At 70.8% G+C, this 25,866-nt stretch carries 19 protein-coding genes; 18 read left to right on the forward strand and 1 reads right to left on the reverse strand.

Going from position 1 to position 25,866, the window contains the following annotated elements:
• The first annotated feature begins 105 nt into the window (after positions 1-105).
• The 4 genes from ACFYY6_RS13880 to ACFYY6_RS13895 all read left to right on the forward strand — a co-directional run bounded on the left by ACFYY6_RS13880 (position 106) and on the right by ACFYY6_RS13895 (position 6,000).
• On the forward strand, positions 106-741 hold the full coding sequence (locus tag ACFYY6_RS13880; protein ID WP_389193189.1) for a CGNR zinc finger domain-containing protein: 636 nt from the start codon (positions 106-108) through the stop codon (positions 739-741).
• A gap of 187 nt (positions 742-928) precedes the next feature.
• The gene (locus ACFYY6_RS13885; protein WP_351626768.1) at positions 929-3,358 is read left to right on the forward strand and encodes a UvrD-helicase domain-containing protein; all 2,430 of its coding nucleotides are present in this window, start codon (positions 929-931) and stop codon (positions 3,356-3,358) included.
• A 598-nt stretch (positions 3,359-3,956) separates the two neighbouring features.
• Complete coding sequence (locus tag ACFYY6_RS13890) at positions 3,957-5,390, forward strand: NAD-dependent malic enzyme (RefSeq protein WP_351516646.1); 1,434 nt, start codon at positions 3,957-3,959, stop codon at positions 5,388-5,390.
• A gap of 328 nt (positions 5,391-5,718) precedes the next feature.
• Complete coding sequence (locus ACFYY6_RS13895) at positions 5,719-6,000, forward strand: HU family DNA-binding protein (protein WP_017237029.1); 282 nt, start codon at positions 5,719-5,721, stop codon at positions 5,998-6,000.
• 500 nt (positions 6,001-6,500) lie between these two features.
• On the opposite strand, the gene murA is transcribed toward ACFYY6_RS13895, so the two are convergent.
• Positions 6,501-7,841: a UDP-N-acetylglucosamine 1-carboxyvinyltransferase gene (murA, locus tag ACFYY6_RS13900; RefSeq protein ID WP_073783455.1), complete on the reverse strand. Its 1,341-nt coding sequence runs from the start codon at positions 7,839-7,841 to the stop codon at positions 6,501-6,503.
• 320 nt (positions 7,842-8,161) lie between these two features.
• Here murA and ACFYY6_RS13905 point away from each other — a divergent pair, with 320 nt between their 5' ends.
• From ACFYY6_RS13905 to ACFYY6_RS13970, 14 genes are all read left to right on the forward strand, one after another.
• Positions 8,162-8,722, forward strand: a complete 561-nt coding sequence (locus ACFYY6_RS13905) for a YqgE/AlgH family protein (protein WP_351516648.1) — start codon at positions 8,162-8,164, stop codon at positions 8,720-8,722.
• 30 nt (positions 8,723-8,752) lie between these two features.
• Positions 8,753-9,040, forward strand: a complete 288-nt coding sequence (locus tag ACFYY6_RS13910) for a DUF3039 domain-containing protein (RefSeq protein ID WP_073783451.1) — start codon at positions 8,753-8,755, stop codon at positions 9,038-9,040.
• Between the two features lie 488 nt (positions 9,041-9,528).
• Positions 9,529-10,833: an extracellular solute-binding protein gene (locus ACFYY6_RS13915; RefSeq protein WP_389193192.1), complete on the forward strand. Its 1,305-nt coding sequence runs from the start codon at positions 9,529-9,531 to the stop codon at positions 10,831-10,833.
• A gap of 266 nt (positions 10,834-11,099) precedes the next feature.
• Positions 11,100-11,945 (forward strand): carbohydrate ABC transporter permease, encoded by an 846-nt coding sequence (locus ACFYY6_RS13920; RefSeq protein ID WP_073783627.1) that lies wholly within the window; start codon positions 11,100-11,102, stop codon positions 11,943-11,945.
• Positions 11,942-12,823 (forward strand): carbohydrate ABC transporter permease, encoded by an 882-nt coding sequence (locus ACFYY6_RS13925; protein ID WP_351516651.1) that lies wholly within the window; start codon positions 11,942-11,944, stop codon positions 12,821-12,823. The genes ACFYY6_RS13920 and ACFYY6_RS13925 overlap by 4 nt, the downstream gene beginning before the upstream one ends.
• A gap of 4 nt (positions 12,824-12,827) precedes the next feature.
• Positions 12,828-14,495, forward strand: a complete 1,668-nt coding sequence (locus ACFYY6_RS13930) for a beta-N-acetylhexosaminidase (RefSeq protein WP_389193195.1) — start codon at positions 12,828-12,830, stop codon at positions 14,493-14,495.
• A 454-nt stretch (positions 14,496-14,949) separates the two neighbouring features.
• Positions 14,950-15,846 carry an FAD binding domain-containing protein gene (locus ACFYY6_RS13935; RefSeq protein ID WP_360112864.1) on the forward strand — a complete coding sequence of 299 codons (897 nt, stop codon included), beginning with the start codon at positions 14,950-14,952 and terminating at the stop codon, positions 15,844-15,846.
• On the forward strand, positions 15,843-18,665 hold the full coding sequence (locus tag ACFYY6_RS13940; RefSeq protein ID WP_389193198.1) for a 2Fe-2S iron-sulfur cluster-binding protein: 2,823 nt from the start codon (positions 15,843-15,845) through the stop codon (positions 18,663-18,665). Before ACFYY6_RS13935 ends, ACFYY6_RS13940 begins: the two co-directional genes overlap by 4 nt.
• Positions 18,662-20,998 (forward strand): molybdopterin cofactor-binding domain-containing protein, encoded by a 2,337-nt coding sequence (locus ACFYY6_RS13945; protein ID WP_351516656.1) that lies wholly within the window; start codon positions 18,662-18,664, stop codon positions 20,996-20,998. The genes ACFYY6_RS13940 and ACFYY6_RS13945 overlap by 4 nt, the downstream gene beginning before the upstream one ends.
• 123 nt (positions 20,999-21,121) lie before the next feature.
• Positions 21,122-21,685 (forward strand): hypothetical protein, encoded by a 564-nt coding sequence (locus tag ACFYY6_RS13950; RefSeq protein WP_389193201.1) that lies wholly within the window; start codon positions 21,122-21,124, stop codon positions 21,683-21,685.
• Between the two features lie 42 nt (positions 21,686-21,727).
• On the forward strand, positions 21,728-23,215 hold the full coding sequence (locus tag ACFYY6_RS13955) for a hypothetical protein (protein WP_389193204.1): 1,488 nt from the start codon (positions 21,728-21,730) through the stop codon (positions 23,213-23,215).
• Positions 23,216-23,242: 27 nt separating this feature from the next.
• Positions 23,243-24,658 carry a type VII secretion-associated serine protease mycosin gene (gene mycP / locus ACFYY6_RS13960; protein ID WP_389193207.1) on the forward strand — a complete coding sequence of 472 codons (1,416 nt, stop codon included), beginning with the start codon at positions 23,243-23,245 and terminating at the stop codon, positions 24,656-24,658.
• A gap of 51 nt (positions 24,659-24,709) precedes the next feature.
• Complete coding sequence (locus tag ACFYY6_RS13965; RefSeq protein WP_389193209.1) at positions 24,710-25,297, forward strand: AAA family ATPase; 588 nt, start codon at positions 24,710-24,712, stop codon at positions 25,295-25,297.
• 143 nt (positions 25,298-25,440) lie between these two features.
• Positions 25,441-25,863: a hypothetical protein gene (locus ACFYY6_RS13970; protein ID WP_351626739.1), complete on the forward strand. Its 423-nt coding sequence runs from the start codon at positions 25,441-25,443 to the stop codon at positions 25,861-25,863.
• The last annotated feature ends 3 nt before the right edge of the window (positions 25,864-25,866 follow it).

Here is a 25,866-nt window from a genome sequence, read left to right on the forward strand (position 1 = left end):
AGGCCGTAGCCGCACCCCCGTACGGCGCCAGGGGTTCCGGGCCGGTCGGCCGAGGGGCACTCTGGGGGAGACCTCCGGCGGGGACCCCGAGGCGGTGACGCATACATGGCAGCGGGCAAGAGTGCGTACGACTGGCGGTTCGGCTCCGGCCGCCCCTGCCTGGACCTGGTGGCGACGGGAACCGGCACGTCCGGGGCGTGCGAACTGCTCGACGGCGCCGAGCGGCTCGCCGACTGGCTGCTCGCCACCGGACTCGTACCGCACGGCACCCACCTCGGTGCCGTGGACGACAGCTGGGTGGAGCGCTTCCGCCAGCTGAGGACGGGCGTCGAGCGGCTGCTGACCGCCGAAATCGGCGGAGGCCGCAGGCCCGAGGCAGCCCTGGACGCACTGGAGCGGGTCAACGCGCTCGCCGCGGAGCCGCCGCCGGGCCTCCGGGCCGTACGGGGCAGCGGCGGCACGCTGATACGGACACTGAACGGCGACCCCGAGTGCGGGGCGCTGCTGGCCGCCGTGGCCCGCGACGCCGTGGAACTCCTGACCGACCCGGTGGCGCGGGCCGGACTGCGTCGCTGCGAGGCCGACAACTGCCGGCGGCTCTATCTGGACACCTCGCGCGGACACCGGCGCCGCTGGTGCTCCAGCGAGGTGTGCGGGAACCGGGAACGAGTGGCCCGTCACCGGCGCCGGGTGGCGGCGGCCGCGGCCGTCACGGCGGTCGCGGACGCCGATCCGGCGTGACGGCAAGGGGCGGCGGCGCCGTCCCACCGAGGACGGGGCGCAAGCACGCGAGCCCGGAGACGAGGCACGGTGAGGGAGGAAGAGGGGAACGCGGCCCGCCACGCCCTTCTCCTGTGCGGCAGGTGCGCGGCGGGCCCCGTTCGCATATGGTTGACGGCTGCCCGATGCACGTCAGAAGGGGGCCTCGGTGGCCGCGCAGGATGCCGCTGTCGATTCATTGCGGGACCGGGAGACCGGTGTCGAGCAAGAACATCTCGACCGTGTGTACCGTCGCCTCGAGGAGAAGATCCACGAGGCGGAGTTCCTCATGGACGACGCCGCCAAGCGGGGGCAGGTCGGCACCCCGGGAGCACTCGCCGAGCGAGACGCCCAGGTGTTCCGGGCCGGGATCCACCTCAACCGGCTGAACAGCGAGTTCGAGGACTTCCTCTTCGGACGCATCGACCTGCTGCTCGGCAAGGACGGCGAGCGGGGCGCCGACGGCGCGTACACCTCGGTCGAGCCGGCCGACGACGCCGTACGCGAGGACGGCTCGGCCGACATCGCGGAGACGCTGCACATCGGCCGGATCGGCGTCCTCGACTCCGAGTACGCGCCCCTGGTCATCGACTGGCGTGCCCCGGCCGCCGCGCCCTTCTACCGGTCGACGCCGAAGGACCCGGGCCGGGTGGTGCGCCGCAGGGTCATCCGTTCCAAGGGCCGCCGGGTCCTCGGTGTCGAGGACGACCTGATGCGTCCCGAGCTGACCGCGTACCTCGACGGTCAGCGGCTTCCCGTCATCGGCGACGGCGCCCTGATGGCGGCGCTCGGCCAGGCCCGCAGCCACACCATGCGGGACATCGTCTCCTCCATCCAGGCCGAGCAGGACCTGGTGATCCGGGCCCCCGCCGCCTCCGTCACCGAGGTGTCCGGCGGCCCCGGCACCGGCAAGACCGCCGTCGCCCTGCACCGCGCCGCGTACCTCCTCTACCAGGACCGGCGGCGCTACGCGGGCGGCATCCTCGTCGTCTCGCCGACCCCGCTCCTCGTCGCGTACACCGAAGGCGTGCTGCCCTCACTGGGGGAGGAGGGGCAGGTCGCGATCCGCGCGGTCGGCTCGCTCTCCGACGAGGCGGCGGGCCCCGAGGGCGCCACCGTCTACGACGAACCCGCCGTCGCCCGGATCAAGGGCTCCTCCCGGATGCTCCAGGTGCTGCGCAAGGCCGCGCGCGGCGCGCTGGAACGACCCGGCGCCCCGGGCGGGGCGAAGGGCCGCGAGGGCGGCCAGCTCTCCTTCGGCGACATGGCCGACGCGACCGACGTGCACGATGCGACCGATGTGGCGACCGGCACCGCCGGTGCGCCCCCGGCCACCCCGACCCGGCTGCGGGTCGTCGCGTTCGGTGCTCGCGTCGAACTGGACGCCGACGAACTGCGCCGCATCCGGCAGTCGGTGCTCGGCGGCACCGCTCCGGTCAACCTCCTGCGCCCGCGCGCCCGCAGAATGCTTCTGGACGCCCTGTGGAACAAGTCGTCCGGCCGGGGCCGCTACACCGACCCCGAACTCGTGGCCGAACTGCGTTCCTCCTTCGACGAGGACGTCTCCACCGAGACCCCCTTCATCGAGTTCCTGGACGCCTGGTGGCCCGAGCTCACCCCGCGCGGGGTGCTCGCCGCGATGGCCGACGAGAGGCGGCTCGGCCGCTGGTCGCGCCGGGTCCTCAACCAGGGCGAGGTGCGCCGCCTGGCCCGTTCCCTGAAGCGCCTCGACCGGAACGGCGACGGCCCGCTCTCCGTGCACGACGTGGCGATGCTCGACGAGCTCCAGATGCTGCTCGGGACCCCGACCCGGCCGAAGAAGAAGCGCGAACTGGACCCGCTGGACCAGCTCAGCGGCCTGGAGGAGCTGATGCCGCGGCGCGAGGAGACCCAGCGCGAGCGGGCCGAGCGGCTGGCGGCCGAGCGCACGGAGTACGCGCACGTCATCGTCGACGAGGCGCAGGACCTGACGCCCATGCAGTGGCGCATGGTCGGCCGCCGTGGCCGGCACGCCACCTGGACGATCGTCGGTGACCCGGCCCAGTCCTCCTGGTCCGACCCGGACGAGGCCGCGCGGGCGCGCGACGAGGCGCTCGGCACCCGGCCGCGCCGCCACTTCACCCTCACGGTCAACTACCGGAACCCGGCGGAGATCGCCGAGCTGGCGGCCAAGGTCCTCGCGCTGGCGATGCCCGGGAGCGAGTCACCGGCCGCGGTCCGCTCCACCGGGGTGAAGCCGCGCTTCACGACCGTACGGGACGGCGATCCGGCCGCCTCGGTGCGCGAGGAGGCGCGGCGCCTGCTGGCCGAGGTCGACGGGACCGTCGGCGTGGTCGTCGCGATGAATCGCCGGGCGCAGGCCCGCGAATGGCTCGCCGGTCTCGGTGAGCGGGTGGTCGCGCTGGGCAGCCTGGAGGCGAAGGGCCTGGAGTACGACGCCACGGTGGTCGTCTCGCCCGCCGAGATCGCCGACGAGTCCCCGGCCGGCCTGCGGGTGCTGTACGTGGCGCTGACGCGTGCGACGCAGCAGCTCACGGTGGTCTCGGGCGAGCGTGACCTGCCTGACGAGGACGGCGTCCCGGACCTGCTGCGGGACTGAGGGCACGCGGGGCCGCGGGCGCGCTCGGCACGGCAGGGGGTGACCGGGGTCCGGGAACCGGTCGGGCCCCGGCCGCCGTACGGGGTTCCGGGAGCCGGATCGGGTCTCCCCGCGGCCGGATCGGAATTCGCGCTGGGCTCCGGGAATCGCTTTTCCGAGGTGTTTGTTAGCCTGGTGTGCGGCACCGGCTCGATCCAAGCCCCCGGGCCCAACCTTCGTCGCTTCGAGCGACCACTTGCCGCGAGGCGAGCATGGCGGGTCGGTGCCGTTCAAGCAGATGACAGACCCGCGTCACCTCCTGGTGGCGCGGGTCTGTTCTCGTTCACGGGGACGGTCCCGGGCCGCATCCGGCTCGTACCGGACGCCGGATGTGCTGGATGCCGACGTACCGGACGTGCCCGATCCGGTACGGAGTGGGCGGCCTCGCCGGGGCCGGTCTTCCGCCCGGTCATGCCATCTCGTATGGTGGAAACTGCTTTCCGGGATGTGGCAGTCATTACCGGCTACTGGTCGGTAGGTGCGACGATTCGGAAAGCACGTCCGAGGCGAGCGCCCCGGCCGCGCGGCAAAGAAGCTAAGGAAAGCGAAGGACTCGGCCATGGCAACGGCGCCCAGCGTCTCGTACTCGATGACGGTCAGGCTGGAGGTGCCCGCGAGCGGCACGTCCGTCTCCCAGCTCACCACGGCCGTCGAGTCCTCCGGTGGCTCGGTCACCGGCCTCGACGTGACCGCGTCCGGCCACGAGAAGCTGCGGATCGACGTCACCATCGCCGCCACCTCCACCGCGCACGCCGACGAGATCGTCGAGAAGCTGCGCGGCATCGAGGGTGTTGTCCTGGGCAAGGTCTCCGACCGTACGTTCCTGATGCACCTCGGCGGCAAGATCGAGATGGCGTCCAAGCACCCCATCCGCAACCGCGACGACCTCTCGATGATCTACACCCCGGGCGTGGCCCGCGTCTGCATGGCGATCGCCGAGAACCCCGAGGACGCGCGCCGCCTCACCATCAAGCGCAATTCCGTCGCAGTTGTGACGGACGGCTCCGCCGTGCTGGGCCTCGGCAACATCGGGCCGAAGGCCGCCCTGCCCGTGATGGAGGGCAAGGCGGCCCTCTTCAAGCGGTTCGCCGGCATCGACGCCTGGCCGATCTGCCTCGACACCCAGGACAGCGACGCCATCGTCGAGATCGTCAAGGCGATCGCGCCCGGCTTCGCGGGCATCAACCTGGAGGACATCTCCGCGCCCCGCTGCTTCGAGATCGAGGCGCGCCTGCGCGAGGCCCTGGACATCCCGGTCTTCCACGACGACCAGCACGGCACCGCCATCGTGGTGCTGGCCGCGCTGACCAACGCGCTTCGCGTGGTGGGCAAGGGAATCGGGGACGTACGGGTCGTCATGTCCGGCGCCGGAGCGGCCGGTACGGCCATCCTCAAGCTCCTCCTCGCCGCGGGTGTCAAGCACGCCGTCGTCGCCGACATCCACGGCGTGGTGCACGAGGGCCGCGAGGACCTGCTCTCCGCCGCCCCCGACTCGCCGCTGCGCTGGATCGCGGACAACACCAACCCCGAGTCCGTCACCGGGACCCTCAAGGAGGCCGTCGTCGGCGCGGACGTCTTCATCGGCGTCTCCGCCCCCAACGTCCTGGACGGCTCGGACGTCGCGGCCATGGCCGACGGCGCGATCGTGTTCGCGCTCGCGAACCCGGACCCGGAGGTGGACCCGGCAATCGCCCGTCAGACGGCCGCAGTTGTCGCCACCGGCCGTTCCGACTTCCCGAACCAGATCAACAACGTGCTGGTCTTCCCGGGCGTCTTCCGCGGCCTGCTCGACGCCCAGTCCCGCGCCGTCAACACGGACATGATGCTCGCGGCGGCCCGCGCGCTCGCCGATGTCGTCGCCGAGGACGAGGTGAACGCGAACTACATCATCCCGTCGGTCTTCAACGACAAGGTGGCGGGCGCGGTCGCCGGTGCCGTCCGTGACGCGGCGAAGGCCGCGGGAGGCGCTGTGACGGGCCCCACGTCGATCTGACCCAGGTCGGACCGGCCTACGGCGCGTCGCGGGTCGCGGCGCCCCAAACGCCCCTTTAGGGTGGGCGGGCGGCGCGTCCCGCACAGCCCCGCACCCGCTGCGGACCGCTTCCGCGGCGTCGACGGAGCGTCACCACGGCGAGGAAGTGGTGCTTTTCGTGTGACTCCGGAGGGTGCCGGATTGGCTTTCCCGCCGCAGGTGGGGGCAGGATGCGTAATCGGGCGCGAGGGTCTGACGAAAGACCCGGGTCCGGGGACTGTCCGAGGGCCCTGGCAGCATCGGCTTCGATCTCACGCCTCACAGGCAAGAAGAACACGGGAGTAACAACATGAACCGCAGTGAGCTGGTGGCCGCCCTGGCCGACCGTGCCGAGGTGACCCGCAAGGACGCCGACGCCGTGCTGGCCGCGCTCGCCGAGACCGTCGGTGAGGTCGTCGCCAAGGGCGACGAGAAGGTCACCATCCCCGGCTTTCTGACCTTCGAGCGCACCCACCGTGCCGCTCGCACCGCTCGTAACCCGCAGACCGGCGACCCGATCAACATCCCGGCCGGTTACAGCGTGAAGGTCTCCGCGGGCTCCAAGCTCAAGGAAGCCGCCAAGGGCAAGTAAGCCCTCATGGACGCGACGAAGGGCGGGCACCCGATCAGGGTGACCGCCCTTCCGTGTACCGGCCCGAGAGGGGCCGTTGCGGCCCGCCGTCGGCCATCCGCGGCCCCTTCGCCGCCCGTCCGGTGGCCGTAGGCACGCCGCCCGGCCTGCGAGGCGCACCGCCCGGACCGGGCCCACGGGCGCCGCGGAGGCCGCCTCCGCCGCGACGGACGTCGTACGCGGGACCCGTCCGCGGAAAAGACCCCTGCACGCCGGACGCCGCTCGTGAGGGGGTCCGGGAGCTTCCAAACGCTTCTGGGGGGATGGATCCGAGCACGCCGGACGGGGGCCCGGGGCAGTGCCCCGAACCCCCGTCAGCAGCCGTCGACCGCGCGGAACGCGGCCCGGTACCGGGCCGACGGCGATCCGTCGCGGAATCCCGGCCCGGCATCGGCCCGCCTCCGAACCCGGGCCGCAGTCCGGCCGGCACCGTTCCCGGCACCGGCGCGGACCGCCGTGGCTCAGACCAGCGCGCCGCCCGGCAACTCCACGTTCGCGCCCAGCTTCTCCAGCTTCTCCATGAAGTTCTCGTAGCCGCGGTTGATCAGGTCGATGCCGTGCACCCGCGAGGTGCCCTGTGCCGCCAGTGCCGCGATCAGGTACGAGAAGCCTCCGCGCAGGTCGGGGATGACCAGGTCCGCGCCCTGGAGCTTCGTGGGGCCGGACACCACCGCCGAGTGCAGGAAGTTGCGCTGGCCGAAGCGGCAGTCCGAGCCGCCCAGGCACTCGCGGTAGAGCTGGATGTGCGCGCCCATCTGGTTGAGCGCGGAGGTGAAGCCGAGCCGCGACTCATACACCGTCTCGTGGACGATGGACAGGCCCGACGCCTGGGTCAGGGCCACGACCAGCGGCTGCTGCCAGTCGGTCTGGAAACCGGGGTGCACGTCCGTCTCCAGCGCGATGGCGTTCAGCGCGCCGCCGGGGTGCCAGAAGCGGATGCCCTCGTCGTCGATCTCGAACGCTCCGCCGACCTTGCGGAAGGTGTTCAGGAACGTCATCATCGAGCGCTGCTGTGCGCCCCGCACGTAGATGTTGCCCTCGGTGGCCAGCGCCGCGGACGCCCAGGAGGCCGCCTCCAGGCGGTCCGGGATCGCCCGGTGCGTGTAACCGTCCAGCCGGTCGACGCCGGTGATCCGGATCGTCCGGTCGGTGTCCATCGAGATGATCGCGCCCATCTTCTGCAGCACGCAGATGAGGTCCTCGATCTCCGGCTCGACCGCCGCGTTGGACAGTTCGGTGACGCCCTCGGCGAGCACCGCCGTGAGCAGCACCTGCTCGGTGGAGCCCACCGAGGGGTACGGCAGCCGGATCTTCGTGCCGCGCAGCCGCTGCGGAGCCTCCAGGTACTGGCCGTCCGCGCGCTTCTCGATGGTCGCGCCGAACCGCCGCAGCACGTCGAAGTGGAAGTCGATCGGTCGGCCGCCGATGTCGCATCCGCCGAGTCCGGGGATGAACGCGTGGCCGAGCCGGTGCAGCAGGGGGCCACAGAAGAGGATCGGGATGCGCGAGGAACCCGCGTGGGCGTCGATGTCGGCGACGTTGGCGCTCTCGACATGGGTCGGGTCCAGGACCAGCTCGCCCGGCTCGTCACCCGGGCGCACCGTCACGCCGTGCAACTGCAGCAGACCCCGCACCACCCGCACGTCGCGGATGTCGGGCACGTTGCGCAGTCGGCTGGGCCCGCTGCCGAGCAGCGCGGCGACCATTGCCTTCGGCACCAGGTTCTTGGCGCCTCTGACGCGGATCTCGCCCTCCAGCGGGGTTCCGCCGTGGACAAGCAGGACATCGTCTGTGCCGGTCATGAATCTCGCGTTCCGGAGTGGTCGGGCAGGGGCCAAACGAAAGGGTAATGGCCCATCGTCCCCCTTCCCGCAGGGAGCCGGGGGTGCGCGAACGTCATGAATTCGCCACAACACGCTCTGCTTCTCCGCTCTTGCGGAGGGTTACCGTCCGCTAGGGTTTCCGGCCCGCTCCGTCGCGACTGTCGTCCGGCCCGTCGTGCCCGCCCGTCCGCGCGCTCCTCGTGCATCCGTGCGCCCTGAGCTGCGCGTGGAGCCCGGCTCGGCGACCGGCGGGCCCGGCCGCTCCCCCTCGGGGGCCGAGATGCGGGATCATTTCTGCCATGACCGAGGTGTCCTCGCTCACAGGGCGACTGCTCGTGGCCACACCCGCGCTCGCGGATCCGAATTTCGACCGCGCCGTGGTGCTGCTCCTCGACCACGACGAGGAGGGCTCGCTCGGCGTGGTCCTGAACCGGCCGACCCCGGTGGGCGTCGGCGACATCCTCACATCCTGGGCCGGACTGACCGGCGAACCGGGCGTCGTCTTCCAGGGCGGCCCGGTCTCGCTCGACTCCGCGCTCGGCGTGGCCGTCATCCCCGGCGACGAGGGGCCCCTCGGCTGGCGCCGGGTGTACGGGGCGATCGGTCTGGTGGACCTGGAGGCGCCGCCTGAGCTGCTGGCCGCCGCCCTCGGCTCGCTGCGGATCTTCGCCGGGTACGCCGGCTGGGGCCCCGGGCAGCTGGAGAAGGAGCTGACCAGCGGTGCCTGGTACGTCGTGGAGTCCGAGCCGGGGGACGTCTCCTCGCCGCGTCCGGAGCACCTCTGGCGGGCGGTTCTGCGCCGCCAGCGCAGCGAACTGGCCATGATCGCCACGTATCCCGACGACCCGTCGCTGAACTGAAGTCCCCGGCTTTCAGTACCCTTGGCCTCTATGAGCACTCTTGAGCCCGAGCGCGGGGCAGGTACGGGCACCCTCGTAGAGCCGACGCCGCAGGTGTCGAACGGCGACGGCGACCACGAGCGCTTCGCCCATTACGTCCAGAAGGACAAGATCATGGCGAGTGCCCTGGAGGGCACCCCCGTGGTCGCACTGTGCGGCAAGGTCTGGGTACCGGGGCGCGACCCCAAGAAGTACCCGGTCTGCCCCCTGTGCAAGGAGATCTACGAGTCCATGGGCTCCGGTGGCGGCAAGGACAAGGGCGGCAAGGACAAGAAGTAGTCCGCTGCGGTCCGTGAGCGGTCCTTCCTGAAAGGTTCGAGCGGTCCCTGAGGGCTCGAGCGGTCCCTGAGGGTTCGAGCGGTCCCCGAAGGGGCCGAGCGGTCCGCACACCGTTTGGAACAGTTCGGAATTCTCCGGGACCGTTCGGAAACGTTCGGGCACCAGGGCTTTCGGGTCCCCGGGGCGTGCGTCGACGCACGCCCCGGGGACCTTTTGCGTTGCGTCGAGGCGCGGGAACGCGGGGCCTCCCGCGTCGCGCAGATCGCGTTCACCCGTCGCGCGGTCCGGGCTCCATCAGATGATTTGCGCGTCTTGGGCGTTCTGTTCGCATTGCGTGGTCTGCATGCGTTGCACGGGCTGCGTCCCTGGGTCACAGAGTGGTTGAGACCACTTGTCGGCGTCGCGCGTGCGCACCTACTCTCCTGCCAGTTGTGCAGAACGAAACGCGCGTTGCATATGTTGCAACGCCTGGCGGTAGGAGTTCACGGATGAAGCTTTCTGCCCGAATCGCCGCCCCGGCCGCGGCGCTTGTGCTGGCGGGGCTCACCGCCACCGCCTGCGCGCCACAGACCTCCGACACCGGTGCCAAGGGGGACGAGAAGACCGGCACGCTGCGGGTCTGGCTCTTCCAGGAGGTCGGCAACAAGCCCAAGGAACAGGTCGTCGACGCCGCGGTCGCCGAGTTCGAGAAGGCGCACAAGGGCGCGAAGGTGGAGGTCGAGTACATCCCGGTCGACACCCGCGCCCAGCGCATCAAGGCCGCGTTCAACGACCCGAAGAGCGCCCCCGACGTCATCGAGTACGGCAACACGGACACCGCCGGATACGTCAAGGACGGCGGACTCGCCGACGTCAGCAAGGAGTTCGCCGCCTGGGACGAGGCCAAGGACATCGATCCGACCGCCAAGCAGTCGGTCACCGTCGGTGACAAGGTCTATGGGGCGCCCCTCTTCGTCGGCGTACGGGCGCTGTACTACCGCACCGACGTCTTCGAGGAGTTGGGGATCGAGGCCCCCAAGTCCCAGGCCGAGCTGATCTCCACCGCGAAGAAGATCCACCAGAAGAAGCCGGACCTGTACGGGCTGGCGGTCGGCGGCGCGTACACCTACGGCGCGATGCCGTTCATCTGGGCGAACGGTGGCGAACTGGCCGAGGAGAGCGGCGGCACGTACAAGGCGGCCATCAACAGTGACAAGGCCCGCAAGGGCATCGAGGCGTACACCTCCCTCTTCGGCGACGACAACTGCCCGGCCGCCAAGTGCGCGTCCATGGGCGGCAACGCGACCGTCACCGCGTTCGCCTCCGGCAAGGCCGCCATGGCGATCGGCGGCGACTTCAGCCACGCGACCGTCGAGGCGGGGGCCGTGAAGGGCAAGTACGCGGTGGTGCCGCTGCCCGGAGTCGAGGAAGGCTCCGTCGCTCCGGCGTTCGCGGGCGGCAACAACATCGGCGTGCTCAAGAGCAGCCCGCACCGCACCCTCGCCGTGGACCTGATGAAGTCCCTGACCGGCAAGGGGACCCAGGAGAAGATGTTCGACGCGATGGGCTTCCTGCCGACGTACACGGACGTGCGGGACACGGCCGCGAAGAAGGAGCCGTTCGTCGAACCGTTCGTCAAGACGCTCGGCGCGGGCGCCAAATTCGTCCCCGCCTCGCCCGGCTGGGGCTCCATCGACTCCTCGCTGGTCCTGCCGACGATGTTCCAGGAGATCGTCAGCGGCCGTAAGGACGTGGCGGCGGCCTCGGACGACGCGGCGAAGAAGATGGACGCGGCGTTCGCCGACGCGGGCTGACGATGACCTCGAACACGACGAACGACGCCGCGGGCAGCGCGGCGGGCGACGGGCCGGACGGCGCGGTCACCGGCGCGTGCGCCACGTCGTCCGGCACCGCGACCGGTACCGCCACCGGCGCGCGCGCCGCGACCGGCACGGCGTACAAGACGCCCGGCGCGTCCGGAGCGGGCGGCGGGACCGGTACGGCCCGCGTCCGCCCGCCCCGGCCCCGCCGCCGCCCCGCCTCGCCCGCCCACCGCTCCGGCTGGACCCCGTGGCTCTATCTGCTGCCCGCCCTCGTCCTCCTCGGTGGGCTGCTCGTCTACCCGATCTACCAGCTCGGCCTGATCTCGTTCCTGGAGTACACCCAGGCCCAGGTGAGCGGCGGCGAGCCGACCACCTTCCAGGGCTTCGGGAACTACGCGACGCTCTTCGGCGACGGCCAGTTCTGGCAGGTCCTCCTGGCGACCGTGGTCTTCGCCGCGGCCTGCGTCGTGGCCACGCTGCTGGTCGGCTGCGCGCTCGCCGTCCTGCTGACCCGCATCCGGGCCGTGCCGCGGCTGGTGCTGATGCTGGCCGCGCTCGGCGCGTGGGCGACGCCCGCGATCACCGGTTCCACCGTCTGGGTGTTTCTCTTCGACCCGGACTTCGGTCCGGTCAACCGGGTGCTGGGGCTCGGGGACTTCTCCTGGACGTACGGGCGCTACAGCGCCTTCGCCCTGGTGCTCCTCGAAGTCCTGTGGTGCTCGTTCCCGTTCGTGATGGTGACCGTGTACGCGGGTATCCGGGCGATCCCCACCGAGGTCCTCGAAGCGGCGGCGCTGGACGGGGCCTCGCAGTGGCGGATCTGGCGGTCGGTCATGGCCCCGATGCTGCGGCCGATCCTCCTCGTCGTCACCATCCAGTCGATCATCTGGGACTTCAAGGTCTTCACCCAGATCTACGTCATGACCAACGGCGGCGGCATCGCCGGCCAGAACCTGGTGCTCAACGTGTACGCGTACCAGAAGGCGTTCGCGTCCTCGCAGTACAGCCTCGGCTCGGCGATCGGCGTCGTGATGCTGCTGATCCTGCTGGCCGTCACGCTGGTCTACCTGCGCCTGATGCGGCGCCGGGGGGAGGAACTGTGAGCACGCCGAACACGCTCCGCGTCCGTGGATCCGGCCGGCCGAACCCGCTGCGCGTCCGTCGGCCCAGCCGGCTGGCCGCCGAGGCCGCGGCCCTGCTGATCGCCGCCGCGGTCGCCTTCCCGCTGTACTGGATGGTGCTCTCCGCCTTCAAACCGGCCGGGGAGATCCAGTCCACCGAAGCGCGCCCTTGGACGCTGTCGCCGTCCCTGGACTCGTTCCGCCGGGTCTTCGAACAGCAGGACTTCGGACGGTACTTCCTCAACAGCGTGATCGTCGCCGGCACGGTCGTCCTCGTCTCCGCGGCGATCGCCTTCCTGGCGGCGACGGCCGTGACACGGTTCCGCTTCCGGTTCCGCACCACGCTGCTGATCATGTTCCTGGTCGCGCAGATGGTGCCGGTGGAGGCGCTGACCATCCCGCTGTTCTTCCTGATGCGGGACTTCGGGCAGCTGAACACGCTCGGCTCGCTGATCCTTCCGCACCTCGCCTTCTCGCTGCCGTTCGCGATCTGGATGCTGCGCGGCTTCGTCCGCGCCGTGCCGGAGGCCCTGGAGGAGGCCGCCTATCTCGACGGCGCGAGCCGCACCCGCTTCCTGTGGCAGATCCTCTTCCCGCTGGTCTTCCCCGGCCTGGTCGCCACCAGCGTCTTCTCGTTCATCTCGACCTGGAACGACTTCCTGTTCGCGAAGTCGTTCATCATCAGCGACACCTCCCAGTCGACGCTCCCGATGGCGCTGCTGGTCTTCTTCAAACCCGACGAGAACGACTGGGGAGGGATCATGGCCGCCTCGACGGTGATGACCATTCCCGTGCTGGTCTTCTTCGTACTCGTACAGCGCCGCCTGGTCTCGGGACTGGGCGGGGCGGTAAAGGACTGACGTCATGGACATGGACCTCATCCCGGCCCCCGTGCGCGCCGACGGCGCCGGTGACCCCACGGGCGCCGACGGCGCGGGGAACGGGGCGCCGGACGGGCTCCCGCTGGACTCCGCCACCACCATCACGGCCGCCCCCGGTACCGAGAACACCGAACGCTGGCTGCGCTCCACCCTCGGCGCCGCCTTCGGCCTCCCGCTCGCCCCCGGCGGCGAGGACGCCGCGCGCACGATCCGGCTGGGGCTCGACCCCGCCCTGGAGCCCGAGGGCTACCGGCTGGCCTCGACCCCCGACGGCGTCGAGATCACCGGAGGCAGCCCCGCCGGCGTCTTCTGGGGCGCGCAGACGCTGCGTCAGCTCCTGGGTCCCGAGGCATTCCGGCGCGCGCCCGTCAACCCCGGTACGCGCCGCGTCATCCCCTTCGCGCAGATCGAGGACTCACCCCGCTTCCCCTGGCGCGGCATGATGCTCGACGTGGCACGGCACTTCCTGCCCAAGGACGACGTCCTGCGCTACCTCGACCTCCTCGCCGCCCACAAGCTCAACGTCTTCCACTTCCACCTCACCGACGACCAGGGCTGGCGCATCGAGATCAAGCGCCACCCCAGGCTCACCGAGGTCGGTTCCTGGCGGTCACGCACCAAGCACGGCCACCGGGCCTCGGAGCTGTGGGACGAGACCCCGCACGGCGGCCACTACACGCAGGACGACATCCGCGAGATCGTCGCGTACGCCGCCGAGCGGCATATCCGGGTCGTGCCCGAGATCGACATCCCCGGCCACTCGCAGGCCGCCATCGCCGCGTACCCGGAATTGGGCAACACCGACGTCATCGACACCACCACCCTCTCCGTCTGGGACACCTGGGGCATCAACGCCAACGTACTCGCCCCCACCGACAACACCCTGCGCTTCTTCGAGGGCGTCCTCGAAGAGGTCCTCGAACTCTTCCCCGCCGCCACCTCGCCCTTCATCCACATCGGCGGCGACGAGTGCCGCAAGGAGCAGTGGAAGGACTCCGCGGTCGCCCAGTCCCGGATCGAGGAGCTCGGCCTGGCCAACGAGGACGAACTCCAGTCCTGGATCATCCGGCACTTCGACACCTGGCTCACCGCGCGCGGACGCCGTCTCATCGGATGGGACGAGATCCTCGAAGGCGGTCTCCCGGCGGGCGCCGCCGTCTCGTCCTGGCGCGGCTACGGCGGAGGCATCACCGCCGCCGAGGCCGGCCACGACGTCGTGATGTGTCCGGAACAGCACGTCTACCTGGACCACCGTCAGGACGGCGGCCCCGACGAGCCGATGCCCATCGGCTTCATCCGCACCCTGGAGGACGTCTACCGCTTCGATCCCGTCCCGCCGGGCCTCTCCGAGGAGGCGGCCCGTCACATCCTCGGCACCCAGGCCAACGTCTGGACCGAGGTCATGCAGAACCGGGCCCGCGTCGACTACCAGGTCTTCCCGCGCCTCGCCGCGTTCGCCGAGGTCGCCTGGTCGACGCTGCCCGCCTCCGCCGACCGGGACTTCGCCGCCTTCCAACGGCGCATGACCGCGCACTATGCCCGACTCGACGCGCTGGGCGTCGACTACCGGCCACCGTCCGGCCCGCTGCCCCGGCAGCAGCGGCCGGGCGTGCTCGGACGCCCCTTGGAGGGACCGCCCCCGAACGTGTGATCCTGGCCCTCGCCCCGTCTCCGGCCGTCACGCCCCTCCCGAAGGAGCGTGACGGCCGGAGGCGTTCCCGTCTCGTGCGCCCGGCCACCCGCGGGACGTTCCGCAGAGGAAGGGCTGCCTCCGGGAAGGGCGGTGTACGCGACCGGCTCGTACGGGAAGGACGGCGTACGCGACCGGCTCGTACGGGAAGGACGGCGTACGGAAGCCGACCGTACGAGAAGCACGGCGTACAGGACGAGCCCTATGGAATTCGCCGAACAGTGGCAATTCCTCGGCCACGTCGAAGCGGAGCGAATCGGGATCATCCCCCCTGCTCACGGACGGATACGCCCTTCGTGGACCCTCGCGTCGGCCCGGTCGGAAGATGTGCCAGAGTTGCCACGTCCAGGCTTCGAGCACGTACCGTACGGCGATACAAGCCGGACAGCCGGGACACCGGGAAGGGGCAGCTGGGTTGACCACGCACGCACCGCAGGCGACGCAGTCCGTGACGTTGCCGGCCTCGCTCGACGAGGCCGTGGCGGCACTCGGCGCCATGCCTGCCGCCGTTCCTGTGGCGGGCGGAACAGACCTGATGTCGGCCGTCAACAAGGGGCTGTTGCGTCCCTCGGGGCTGGTCGGCCTCGGCCGCATCAGCGAGCTGCGCGGCTGGCACTACCAGGACGGCCACGCCCTGCTCGGTGCGGGGCTCACCCACGCGCGCATGGGGCGGCCGGACTTCGCCGCCCTCATCCCCGCCCTGGCCGCGGCCGCGCGCGCCGCCGGCCCGCCCCAGATCCGCAACGCCGGAACGCTCGGCGGCAACATCGCCACCGCCGCGCCGACCGGCGACTCCCTCCCGGTCCTCGCCGCCCTGGAGGCCGACCTCGTCATCGCGGGCCCGAACGGCACCCGACGGGAGATCCCGGTCTCGCACCTGCTGGCCGGCCGCGACATGCTCGAACCGGCCGAGCTGATCGGCTTCGTCCGCGTACCGCTGCTGCACGCCCCCCAGGTCTTCCTCAAGGCCACCGGCCGCACGGGCCCCGGCCGTGCCACCGCTTCCGTCGCGATAGTCCTCGACCCGGCCCGGCGCGGGGTGCGTTGCGCGGTCGGCGCCATCGCGCCGATGCCGCTGCGCCCGCTGGAGGCCGAGCACTGGATCGCCTCACTGATCGACTGGGACGGTGCCCGGGGCCTGGCCCCCGAGGCGCTGGCCGCCTTCGGTGAGTACGTCGCCGCCGCCTGCGTCCCGGACCAGGCACCGCCCGTCGAGGGGGGAGAAGCACCACCGCTGCCCCCCGCCGTACTGCATCTGCGGCGTACCGTCGCCGCACTGGCCCGGCGCGCGCTGGGGAGGGCACTGTCGTGAGCAACGAGGACCGCAACAAGCAGCACGAGCAGTACGGTCAGGGGGAGCAGTACCAGCAGGGCGAGCAGTACGGGCAGGGCGAGCAGCCCCGGCCGACCTCGCAGCACGGCGGCTGGCAGCCGACGCCGCAGGGCGGCGAGTTCGACACCGAGGCGACCGCATTCGTCCACCTGTCGCCGGAGGACCTGGCGAACATCCCGCTGGCCGCGCCCGGCCACGGCTACGTACCGCCGATGATCGTGCCGTTGACCCCCGCCGCCGGGTTCGACCCCGCGACCACGCAGAACTGGGTCGCGCAACCGCAGAGCCGTCAGGAACAGGCCCCGTCAACGGAGCAGCCCGCCCCGACGGCGCCGGACGCGGTGCACTGGCCGGACCCGAACCAGCAGCAGGCGTCGTACGGATACGGGTACCCGCAGACACCGCCGTACGAGGACCCGCCCGCGACGGGCCAGTGGAACTTCCACGAGGCCGCTGACGCCGAGTCCGCCGGGAATGTCGAGCCTGGCGGGCATGGTGGGCACGCCGGGTCCGTCGGGCATGTCGAGCCCGGTGGGTACGCCGGACATGTCGATCACACCGGTCACGTCCCCCTCCCTGGTCACGTCGGTCACGTCGACCACGCTGGCCACACCGGGCACACGGACCTTTCCGGTTACGACGGCTACACCGGTTACGACGCATACGGCGGGGCCCCCGGTCAGGGTGTGCAAGCGGCTCCGGCGAGCCACGGCGATCCGGCAACTCACGCGGACCACAACAGCCACACCGGCTACACCCCACACCACACCGACCACACCCCTCACCACACCGAGCACGTCGAGCACCCCGGTCACAACGGGCAGACCGACTCCGGCGTTCAGCCGGGCCTGAGCGACCACAGCACGGACCACACGGACCACACCGACCACACGGACCACACCGGTCAGGCCGGTCACGTCGGTGGTTCCGGGCACACCGGCCAATGGACGATTCCGGTCGCCGAGGGCGATCTGCCGGAGGAGTCGGGCGAGTTCGCGGCCTCGGCGCTGGCCTCCCAGTGGTACGCGGACCGGACCCCGCCGGCCACGTTGCCGGGCGGCGCGCCCGCGCCGTGGGCGGCTCAGCACCCGGTGGCGGAGCCCGAGCAGGGCCCCGCGGCCGAGGCCGATACCCGCGCCCCGCACCAGCCCGAGCCCCGTACCGACGTCCAGACCGATCCCCACGCCGAGCGCGAGCCCGCGGCCGGCCCCGCGACCGAGTCGGCCCACGCCTCCGAGCCCGAACCGGTCCCCGCGCCCGTGCCCGGAACGCCCGTGCCCGCAGCGTCCGCGCCCGGCGAGGCTGTCGAACCGGGGGAACGGACATCGGAGAGCGCCGCCGCACCCGCGACGGAGCCGACCGCCCCCGACCCCACGGCAACTTCTCCCGGGGCGAGCGCCGCCGCGCACTCCGACGCGGCGCCCGTGGCGTACGAGGACACTCCTCGGACCGCCGAGGCGGCCCGGGAGATGTCCGCCGAGGGCGGCTCCGGCCCCGGTGCCGCCGCCGGAACCTCGCTCGTCACCGATCCCGATCCCGCTTCCATTCCCGCTGCCTCGGACGCGCCCGTTCCCGGGGCGCATCCCGCGCAGGCCGCGGCCCTCGGCGACGATGCCGACATCGAGCCCGGTGCGGGTGCCGGTCCCGGTGCCGAGCGCGTTGCGGAGGCAGACCTTCCGCTGTCGGACGCGGCTTCCGGCGTGCCCACCGACACGGCGTCACCGAACATGGCGTCACCGGAGACCCCGCCGGACAACTCTGCGTCGGTGAGCCCGTCGCCGGACGCGCGGCCTGCGGACGCCCGCCTCGCCGAGGTGGCGATCGAGATGGAGGCAACCGGGGCGGACTCCGCCGAGCCGCACCCGCAGGCCGACCCCCGGCCCGCAGATCTCCGCCCCACGGATCTCCACTCCACGGATCTCCGCCCCACGGATCTCCGCCCCACGGATCTCCACCCCACCGGCGCCGAGCCCGCCGCCTCGGAGCCGAGCGGCCCGGAGCCGAGCGGCCCGGAGCCGAGCGGCCCGGAGCCGACCGATCCGGAGCCGACCGGATCAGACCCGGCCGAACCGCAGCCCACGGGCCCCCGGCCCGCCGACTCCGAGCAGGCCGATCCGCAGTCGGCCGGCCCGCGGTCCACCGACACGGAGTCCGCCGCCTCCGAGCGGACCGACCCGCAGCCGTTGGGCGTTCCCGACGAGCATCCCGCCGCCTCCTACGTCCTGCACGTGAACGGCACCGACCGTCCCGTCACCGACGCCTGGATCGGCGAGTCGCTGCTCTACGTACTCCGCGAGCGTCTCGGCCTCGCGGGCGCCAAGGACGGCTGCTCGCAGGGCGAGTGCGGTGCCTGCAACGTCCAGGTGGACGGGCGCCTGGTCGCGTCCTGCCTGGTTCCCGCGGCCACCACGGCTGGCAGCGAAGTCCGGACGGTCGAGGGGCTGGCCGTGAACGGCGAACCGTCCGACGTCCAGCGCGCCCTCGCCAAGTGCGGCGCGGTCCAGTGCGGTTTCTGCATCCCGGGCATCGCGATGACCGTCCACGACCTGCTGGAGGGCAACCACGCCCCCAGCGAACTGGAGACGCGCAAGGCGCTCTGCGGCAATCTCTGCCGCTGTTCCGGCTACCGCGGCGTACTCGACGCCGTGAACGAGGTCATCGCGGGCCGCGAAGCGCACGCCGCCCCCGTTTCGTCGGACTCCACGTCCCCGGAGTCCGACGAGCCCCACATTCCGCACCAGGCGGCCCCCGGCGCCGCCGGTGTCCAGCCGCTCCCGCAGGACGGAGGCATGGCGTGAGCAAGGACGCGGCCACCGCGGCCACCGCGACCAGCACACGGATCGCCACCCCGCAGGCCGAGGGACCCGACACCGAGCCGGCCGCGCTCGGCCTCGGCGTCTCCCTCATGCCCGCCGACGCGCGCGCGAAGACCGAGGGCACCTTCCCGTACGCCGCCGACCTCTGGGCCGAGGGCCTGCTGTGGGCGGCCGTCCTCCGATCCCCGCACCCGCACGCCCGTATCGTCTCCATCGACACCTCGGGCGCCGCCGGGATGCCAGGGGTACGGGCCGTCGTGACCCACGCGGACGTACCGGGTGAGGGCACGTACGGACGCAAGGTCGTCGACCGTCCGGTCTTCGCCTCCGACGTCGTACGCCACCACGGCGAACCGATCGCCGCGGTCGCCGCCGACCACCCCGACACGGCCCGCCTCGCCGCCGCGGCCATCGCCGTCGAGTACGAGGTCCTCGATCCGGTCACCGACCCGGAGAAGGCGTTCGCCGCCGAACCGTTGCACCCCGACGGCAACCTGATCCGCCACATCCCGCTGCGCTACGGCGACCCGGAGGCCACCGGGGACCTCGTCGTCGAGGGCCTGTACCGCATCGGCCGCCAGGACCCGGCCCCGATCGGCGCCGAGGCCGGACTGGCCGTGCCCCGCCCCGACGGCGGCGTGGAGATCTACACCGCCTCCACCGACCCGCACACCGACCGCGATCTCGCCGCCGCCTGCTTCGGCCTCGAACCGGACCGGGTGAAGGTCGTCGTCACCGGTGTGCCCGGCGCGACCGGCGACCGCGAGGACCCCAGTTTCCAACTGCCCCTGGGACTCCTCGCGTTGCGCACCGGTTGCCCGGTCAAGCTGGCCGCCACCCGCGAGGAGTCCTTCCTCGGCCATGCCCACCGCCACCCCACCCTCCTGCGCTACCGCCACCACGCGGACACCGAGGGCCGACTGGTGAAGGTCGAGGCCCAGATCCTGCTCGACGCGGGGGCCTACGCCGACTCGTCGTCCGAATCGCTGGCCGCGGCCGTCGCGTTCGCCTGTGGCCCGTACGTCGTGCCGCACGCGTTCATCGAGGGCTGGGCCGTCCGTACGAACAACCCGCCGTCCGGCCATGTGCGCGGCGAGGGTGCGATGCAGGTGTGCGCGGCGTACGAGGGCCAGATGGACAAGCTGGCCGCCAAGCTCGGCATGGATCCGGCCGAACTGCGCATGCGCAACGCCCTGGCCACAGGCGACATCCTGCCCACCGGCCAGACGGTGACCTGTCCGGCACCGGTGGCCGAACTCCTCCAAGCCGTCCGCGACTTCCCCCTTCCCACTCTCCCCAAGGACACCCCGGAGGCCGACTGGCTGCTCCCCGGCGGCCCGGAGGGCGCGGGCGAACCCGGCGCGGTGCGACGGGGCGTCGGCTACGCGCTCGGCATGGTCCACATGCTCGGCGCCGAGGGTGCCGACGAGGTCTCCACCGCCACGGTCAAGGTCCATGGCGGCGTCGCCACGGTCATCTGCGCGGCGGTCGAGACGGGCCAGGGCTTCTCCACCCTCGCCCGCCAGGTCGTCCAGGAGACCCTGGGCATCGAGGAGGTGCACGTCGCGCCCGTCGACACCGATCAGCCCCCGGCCGGTCCGACCACGCACGGCCGCCACACCTGGGTCTCCGCCGGAGCGGTGGAGCGCGCCGCCAAGATGGTCCGCACGCAGCTTCTTCAGCCGCTGGCCCACAAGTTCGGCATGTCCACAGAACTGCTGCAGATCAACGACGGCAAGATCACGTCGTACGACGGCGTGCTGTCCACGACGGTCACCGAGGCCATGGACGGCAAGGAACTCTGGGCCACCGCCCAGTGCCGCCCCCACCCGACCGAGCCCCTGGACGAGTCGGGCCAGGGCGACGCCTTCGTCGGCCTCGCCTTCTGCGCGATCCGCGCCGTGGTGGACGTCGACATCGAACTGGGCTCCGTACGCGTGGTGGAGATGGCGGTCGCCCAGGACGTCGGCCGGATCCTCAACCCGTCCCAGCTGGCCGCCCGCATCGAAGCGGGCGTCACCCAGGGCATCGGCGCGGCTCTCACCGAGAACCTCCGCACCACTCGCGGCCTGGTCCGCCACCCCGACCTCACCGGCTACTCGCTCCCGACCGCCCTGGACGCGCCCGACATTCGCATCGTCAAACTCCTCGAAGAACGCGACGTGGTCGCCCCGTTCGGCGCCAAGCCGGCCTCCGCGGTCCCCGTCGTGACCTCCCCCGCCGCCGTCGCCGCAGCGGTGAGGGCCGCCACCGGCCGCCCCGTCAACCGCCTCCCGATCAGGCCTCAGTCGGCGGTGGTGACCCCCAACTCCTGATGCCCGCACCGTTGGCGAGATCCGGGTTGCAGGTGCAACCCGGAGGTGCACGCTGTCATGGGGGTTGACTAAGGTGAACACCTGAGCAGCGATCGGCTGTTGCCGGACGGGGGAGGGGTTGCTGTGGGACAGAACGAACCGGGAGTCGAGTCTTCGCCACTGTCATCGGCCGTCATGGGCGGCCTCGGAGCCCTGGGCGCCATCAGCCCGATCGGCGCCGTCGCTCAGGCGGCGGTGGGCGACCTGGTCACCGAGCTCTCGTCGTTCACCAAGTTCCGTGAACGGATCGAGGAGATCCTGCGCGACCTCAAGGCTTCGCCGGCGGGGCCGCACAAGGTCGGCGAGGAGCGAGCCTCGCGTGATCACTTCGGCGGCGTAAAGGGCGAGTGGGCGGAGGCGGACGGCCTCTACGCGTCGTACTCCCTCATCATCAAGGAGCTGGAAACTCTCTCGAAGCTGCTGTCGGACTCCATCGAGGGCTTGAGCATCGCGGTCCTCGGGGCGCACAAGGGCTACCAGAACCTCGATGAGGACATCCGCGACCGTATGGACGCGATCAAGAGGCAAACGCAGGCGCACTACCACGGGGAGTACAACCCGGTCCCTGATGAGGAAAAGCACGCCGGTAAACAACCGGCTCCCGCGGAGCCGGATGGCGATACGGCAGGCACCGGGGACATCTCTTGATGAAGGTCGTTGGCTCGATACCGGGCGGGACGGGGGAGTGAGATGGGTACGACATCGTTCGACGACATGCCGCATGAGCGAATGATTGCTTGGCTGGACAAGGCCGACAATGCGGCTGTGCAAGGGGCGGCCGACCGTCTGCTGAGCGCGGCGACCGAGATCGACAAGATCGGTGAGGAGCTGAAGGTCCGTCCGCAGATGGTGGAGTGGAAGGGTGAGGGAGCGAATTCCTTCCGCACCTGGAGCGCGGATCTGGCCAATGCCACCCTGAGGTTGGGGCTGTACAGCAAGGAGGCGTCGAAGCGCCTCGGTGAGGCGGCCCAGGCGATCGCCGCGGCCAAGGCGGCGGCACCGCGCCCCAAGGCGGGTGCGGAAGCCTCCTTGAAGGCGGCTCTCTCGACGCCGAACGACCCGGACGCGGTGTTGCTGGCGCGGGAGCTGCGCACGGAGAAGGACGCCATGGCCAGGGAGATGACGAAGCTCTCCCAGGCGTACAACCAGTCGGCGGAGAGGATCGGCTCTCTGAAGAAGCCGGAGTTTCCTCCTCCGCCGCAGGTGATTGCGCCGGACTCGGAGACAGGTAAGGACCACACCACCAGTAACGTTGCCTCTGGCGGGGCCGCAGTGGGCGGCGCTGCTGGTGTGGCATCACGGGGCATTTCAGCGACCGGAGTTGGCTACGGATCACCTGGTGGGGTGGCATCGCACTCGGTTGGGCATCCGGCTGCGCACGGGAGCGTCTCGGCGCCTGTCGGCGGCGCGGTGCCGCGTCCGGTGGGCATGGAAATCGACAGCGTCGCCACGTTGCCGACAACCTCACCGAATTCCCCGGTGGTTCAACCCGGTGTGCCGAGTCCTGGCAGGCCCGATGGCGGTCAGCCCGTCAGTCCTGCCGTTCTGCCTCCCAGCCTCGGTGGCGGACCCGCGGTGCGGCCTCCGTCGACGACCACGGGCGGCGGGAAGGTGGGTGTGCCCCGCTCGCCGATGCCTTCGGTCACCGGAAACCCGGTGGCGGGCCCCCTGGGGAGGCCTCCCGTCATGGGAAGCCCGGTGACAGGGCCTGTGGGGCGGCTTCCTCAGGACAGCGGGATCGTAGGTGGCCGTCCGGTCGCACAGCCTTCCGGGCGTCCCACGGCGGGGCTTCCTCGCGGGACCGTGGTCGGTGGCGAGGGCACGCACGCCGGTCGCGGAATGACGGGATACGGTCCTGGAATGGGCGGGGTTGGGGGAAGCGGCCAGAACGGAGTCGCCGGTGGCCGCCGCCTGGCAGGCGAGACAGGCGGCATGGTGGGCCGTCCTCAGCAAGCTGGGAGTACGGGCACTCGCCCCTTCACACCTGGTGGCACCGGCTTGGTGCGGGGCACGGGAGACGGGGGGCGGGTCGCTGGGCAGATGGGCCGTGGGGCCGCCAGTAATGTCCGTCCCGGAGACTCACGCCGCGAGGAGCGGGAGCGCCCGGATTATCTCGTCGAGGACGACGAGACCTGGCAGCGGGGTGACCGGCGGGTTGTTCCGCCAGTGATCGACTGACCGGCAGAAACCAGAAAAGGGAATGAGATGCGAACCAGCAGTTCGACGGTCATCCGTCATGGAATCGCCGTCTCGTCTGCGTTGGCACTGCTGCTGGTGGGCGCCAGCCCTGCACACTCGGACTCCATCCGTTCGAACCAGTGGTACCTGGATGCGATGAACGCCGATCGGATCTGGGAAATGAGCACCGGCGAGAACATCACCGTGGCTGTTATCGATTCGGGCGTTAACGCATCCATCCCAGACCTCCAGGGGCGCGTTCTCAAGGGGCTCGATCTGGCAAAGGATTCCCCGGGAGACGAGCGTTCGGACTACGGCAACCACGGGACCGGCATGGCCAGCATCATCGCCGGAACCGGTAACGTGCGTGGTGGCGGCGGTTCGTTCGGGCTCGCCCCTGGGGTGAAAATCCTGCCGATCCGCCTGCGAGATACAGCTGGCAAGGTGAATGGAGCGACAGGGAATAAATACTTCAATGAAGATCTTCCTGTGGCCATTCGCTTTGCCGTCGACCACGGCGCGAAAATCATCAATGCCTCGGTCGGGAAGACCGCTGGATCGCAACAGCTCACGGATTCAGTGAAGTATGCCCTGAATAAAGGTGCACTCATCTTCGCCGCCATGGGGAATGACGTCGATGAAGGAAATCCGGTCTCGTATCCTGCTGCAACCCCGGGAGTTGTCGGGGTGGGAGCGATCGGAAAGGATCTGAAAAGGGCGGGCTTCTCTCAGTATGGCCCACAGGTCGACCTCTCGGCCCCCGGCGTGGACATGGTGCATGCTTGCGACGGGCCCACCGGATTCTGCAAAACCAGTGGCACCAGCGATGCCACGGCCATCGTTTCCGCTTCTGCCGCGCTGATCTGGTCCAAGCACCCGGAGTGGACCAACAACCAGGTCCTGCGGGTTTTGCTCAACACGGTCGGCGCTCCGACCAGTGGCGCCCTGCGCAACGACCACATCGGCTACGGAGCCGTCCGGCCCCGGCGCGCACTGATGAACCCCGGCGACCCCGGTCCCGCCGACGAGTATCCGCTCCCCGACCTAGCCGCAGCGGCTTCCCCGTCTCCTTCCGCCCAGCCATCAAAGGCCGGCGACGGCGCCAAGGATGGGGACAAGCCCGCCGCCGCTTCTCCGACTGCCGGCGAGCAGAGCGACAACACGGCACTCTGGGTTGGCGCGGGCATCCTTTTGGCCGCTCTCGTGGGTGGTGTGGTGACCTTTATTGTCATCCGCTCACGTCGTCGGCGGGCCGCGGCCGCCGCCCCGCCTCCCCCCTCGTATCAGCCGCCGCACGGCTATGCGCCGCCATCACAGGGCTACCAGCAGTCGCCGCAGGCATATCAACAGCCGTCGTACGGGCCTTACGCTTCACCGCCGGGCAGCGCGGGAGGCAACTCGACGTACGGCGGCACTCCCAACCAGGGTGGCCGCAACGGGTGAATCCGTGACGGTCCTTGAAACGTCAGGAGAAGCATCCGAATGGGGCAGGACATGAACACCGCAAAGTCTGCATGCGGCCAAGGAATCGCCCAATACGAAGAACCGGGCCAGGCCGTCATCCTCATCACCGGTGTGATGGCCTCCGGGAAGTCCACCGTCGCCCAGGCCCTCGCCGAGCGGCTGCCACGGGCCGTGCACGTGCGGGGCGATGTCTTCCGGCGGATGGTGGTGTCGGGGCGGGCCGAGATGGTGCCGGGGGCGTATGAGGAGGCCACCGCGCAGCTCCGGCTCCGGTACCGGCTGTCCGCTATGACGGCCGACACGTATGCGGAAGAGGGCTGGACCGCGGTGGTCCAGGACGTGGTGGTGGGCGAGGAGTTGAACACATACCTCGACTTCGTACGCACGCGACCGCTGTACGTGGTCGTGCTCGCTCCCGAAGCACGGGCCGTGGCCGAACGGGAGTCGGGGCGGGCCAAGAGCGGGTACGGGGCCGGGTGGACGGTTGAGGCGCTGGACCGGGTGCTGCGTGAGGAGACGCCGAGGGTTGGACTCTGGCTGGACACCACCGGGTGGACCGTGGAGCAGACGGTTGACGCTGTGCTCGCCGGCCTGGAGCGGGGGCAGGTAGTGGGCTGAGCAGCGGACCCGCGCGTGCCATGTTCGAAATACCGGGATGATGCCGCGACTCGCTCAGGTGAATGCGGGCGTATAGCGTTGACGGGCAATGAACGCGAACCGCAGGGTTCGGTGGTGCTTGGCATGGTGATACGGGGGATGGCGTGACGTTTGACGCCGAATGGGCGACCCTTCGTGCGGAATCCGCACAGCAAGTGAATATGCGGCTCAATAGTGCCGGAAGCGGTCAAGGTGGTTCCGACGCGGATTTGTTGGTCAATCAGGACAACCTCGGCGCAATAGGGCATGACGCCTATGAGTTGCGGACCCGGCTCTCCAAGGACGGTGATCAGGCCCGTCCCTCGACCTTCGACGCGGCGATCGCGCTCACCAACGGGAACTTCGACAGCGGTTCCGCCCTGCTGAAGGTCCACGACCGGTGGAACAATCAGTTGCGCACACTGCTCGACGCCTGCGCGCAGATCTCGAACCATCTGAATTACACGAAGTCCGCTCACGCGAAGGACGACGTCCAAATCGGTGGCGATCTGATTGCGGTGTCCAAACTGAACGAGTATCTCAAGTAATTC

It is taken from the genome of Streptomyces sp. NPDC001750 (genome assembly GCF_042892615.1).
Taxonomy (GTDB): Bacteria; Actinomycetota; Actinomycetes; order Streptomycetales; family Streptomycetaceae; genus Streptomyces.

Bases quoted from the DNA above. Each gene is read 5' to 3' on its own strand.
- ACFYY6_RS13880 (WP_389193189.1), top strand. From the start codon at position 106: ATGGCAGCGGGCAAGAGTGCGTACGACTGGCGGTTCGGCTCCGGCCGC.
- ACFYY6_RS13890 (WP_351516646.1), top strand. From the start codon at position 3,957: ATGGCAACGGCGCCCAGCGTCTCGTACTCGATGACGGTCAGGCTGGAG.
- ACFYY6_RS13895 (WP_017237029.1), top strand. From the start codon at position 5,719: ATGAACCGCAGTGAGCTGGTGGCCGCCCTGGCCGACCGTGCCGAGGTG.
- murA (WP_073783455.1), bottom strand. From the start codon at position 7,841: ATGACCGGCACAGACGATGTCCTGCTTGTCCACGGCGGAACCCCGCTG.
- ACFYY6_RS13905 (WP_351516648.1), top strand. From the start codon at position 8,162: ATGACCGAGGTGTCCTCGCTCACAGGGCGACTGCTCGTGGCCACACCC.
- ACFYY6_RS13910 (WP_073783451.1), top strand. From the start codon at position 8,753: ATGAGCACTCTTGAGCCCGAGCGCGGGGCAGGTACGGGCACCCTCGTA.
- ACFYY6_RS13915 (WP_389193192.1), top strand. From the start codon at position 9,529: ATGAAGCTTTCTGCCCGAATCGCCGCCCCGGCCGCGGCGCTTGTGCTG.
- ACFYY6_RS13930 (WP_389193195.1), top strand. From the start codon at position 12,828: ATGGACATGGACCTCATCCCGGCCCCCGTGCGCGCCGACGGCGCCGGT.
- ACFYY6_RS13955 (WP_389193204.1), top strand. From the start codon at position 21,728: ATGGGTACGACATCGTTCGACGACATGCCGCATGAGCGAATGATTGCT.
- mycP (WP_389193207.1), top strand. From the start codon at position 23,243: ATGCGAACCAGCAGTTCGACGGTCATCCGTCATGGAATCGCCGTCTCG.
- ACFYY6_RS13965 (WP_389193209.1), top strand. From the start codon at position 24,710: ATGAACACCGCAAAGTCTGCATGCGGCCAAGGAATCGCCCAATACGAA.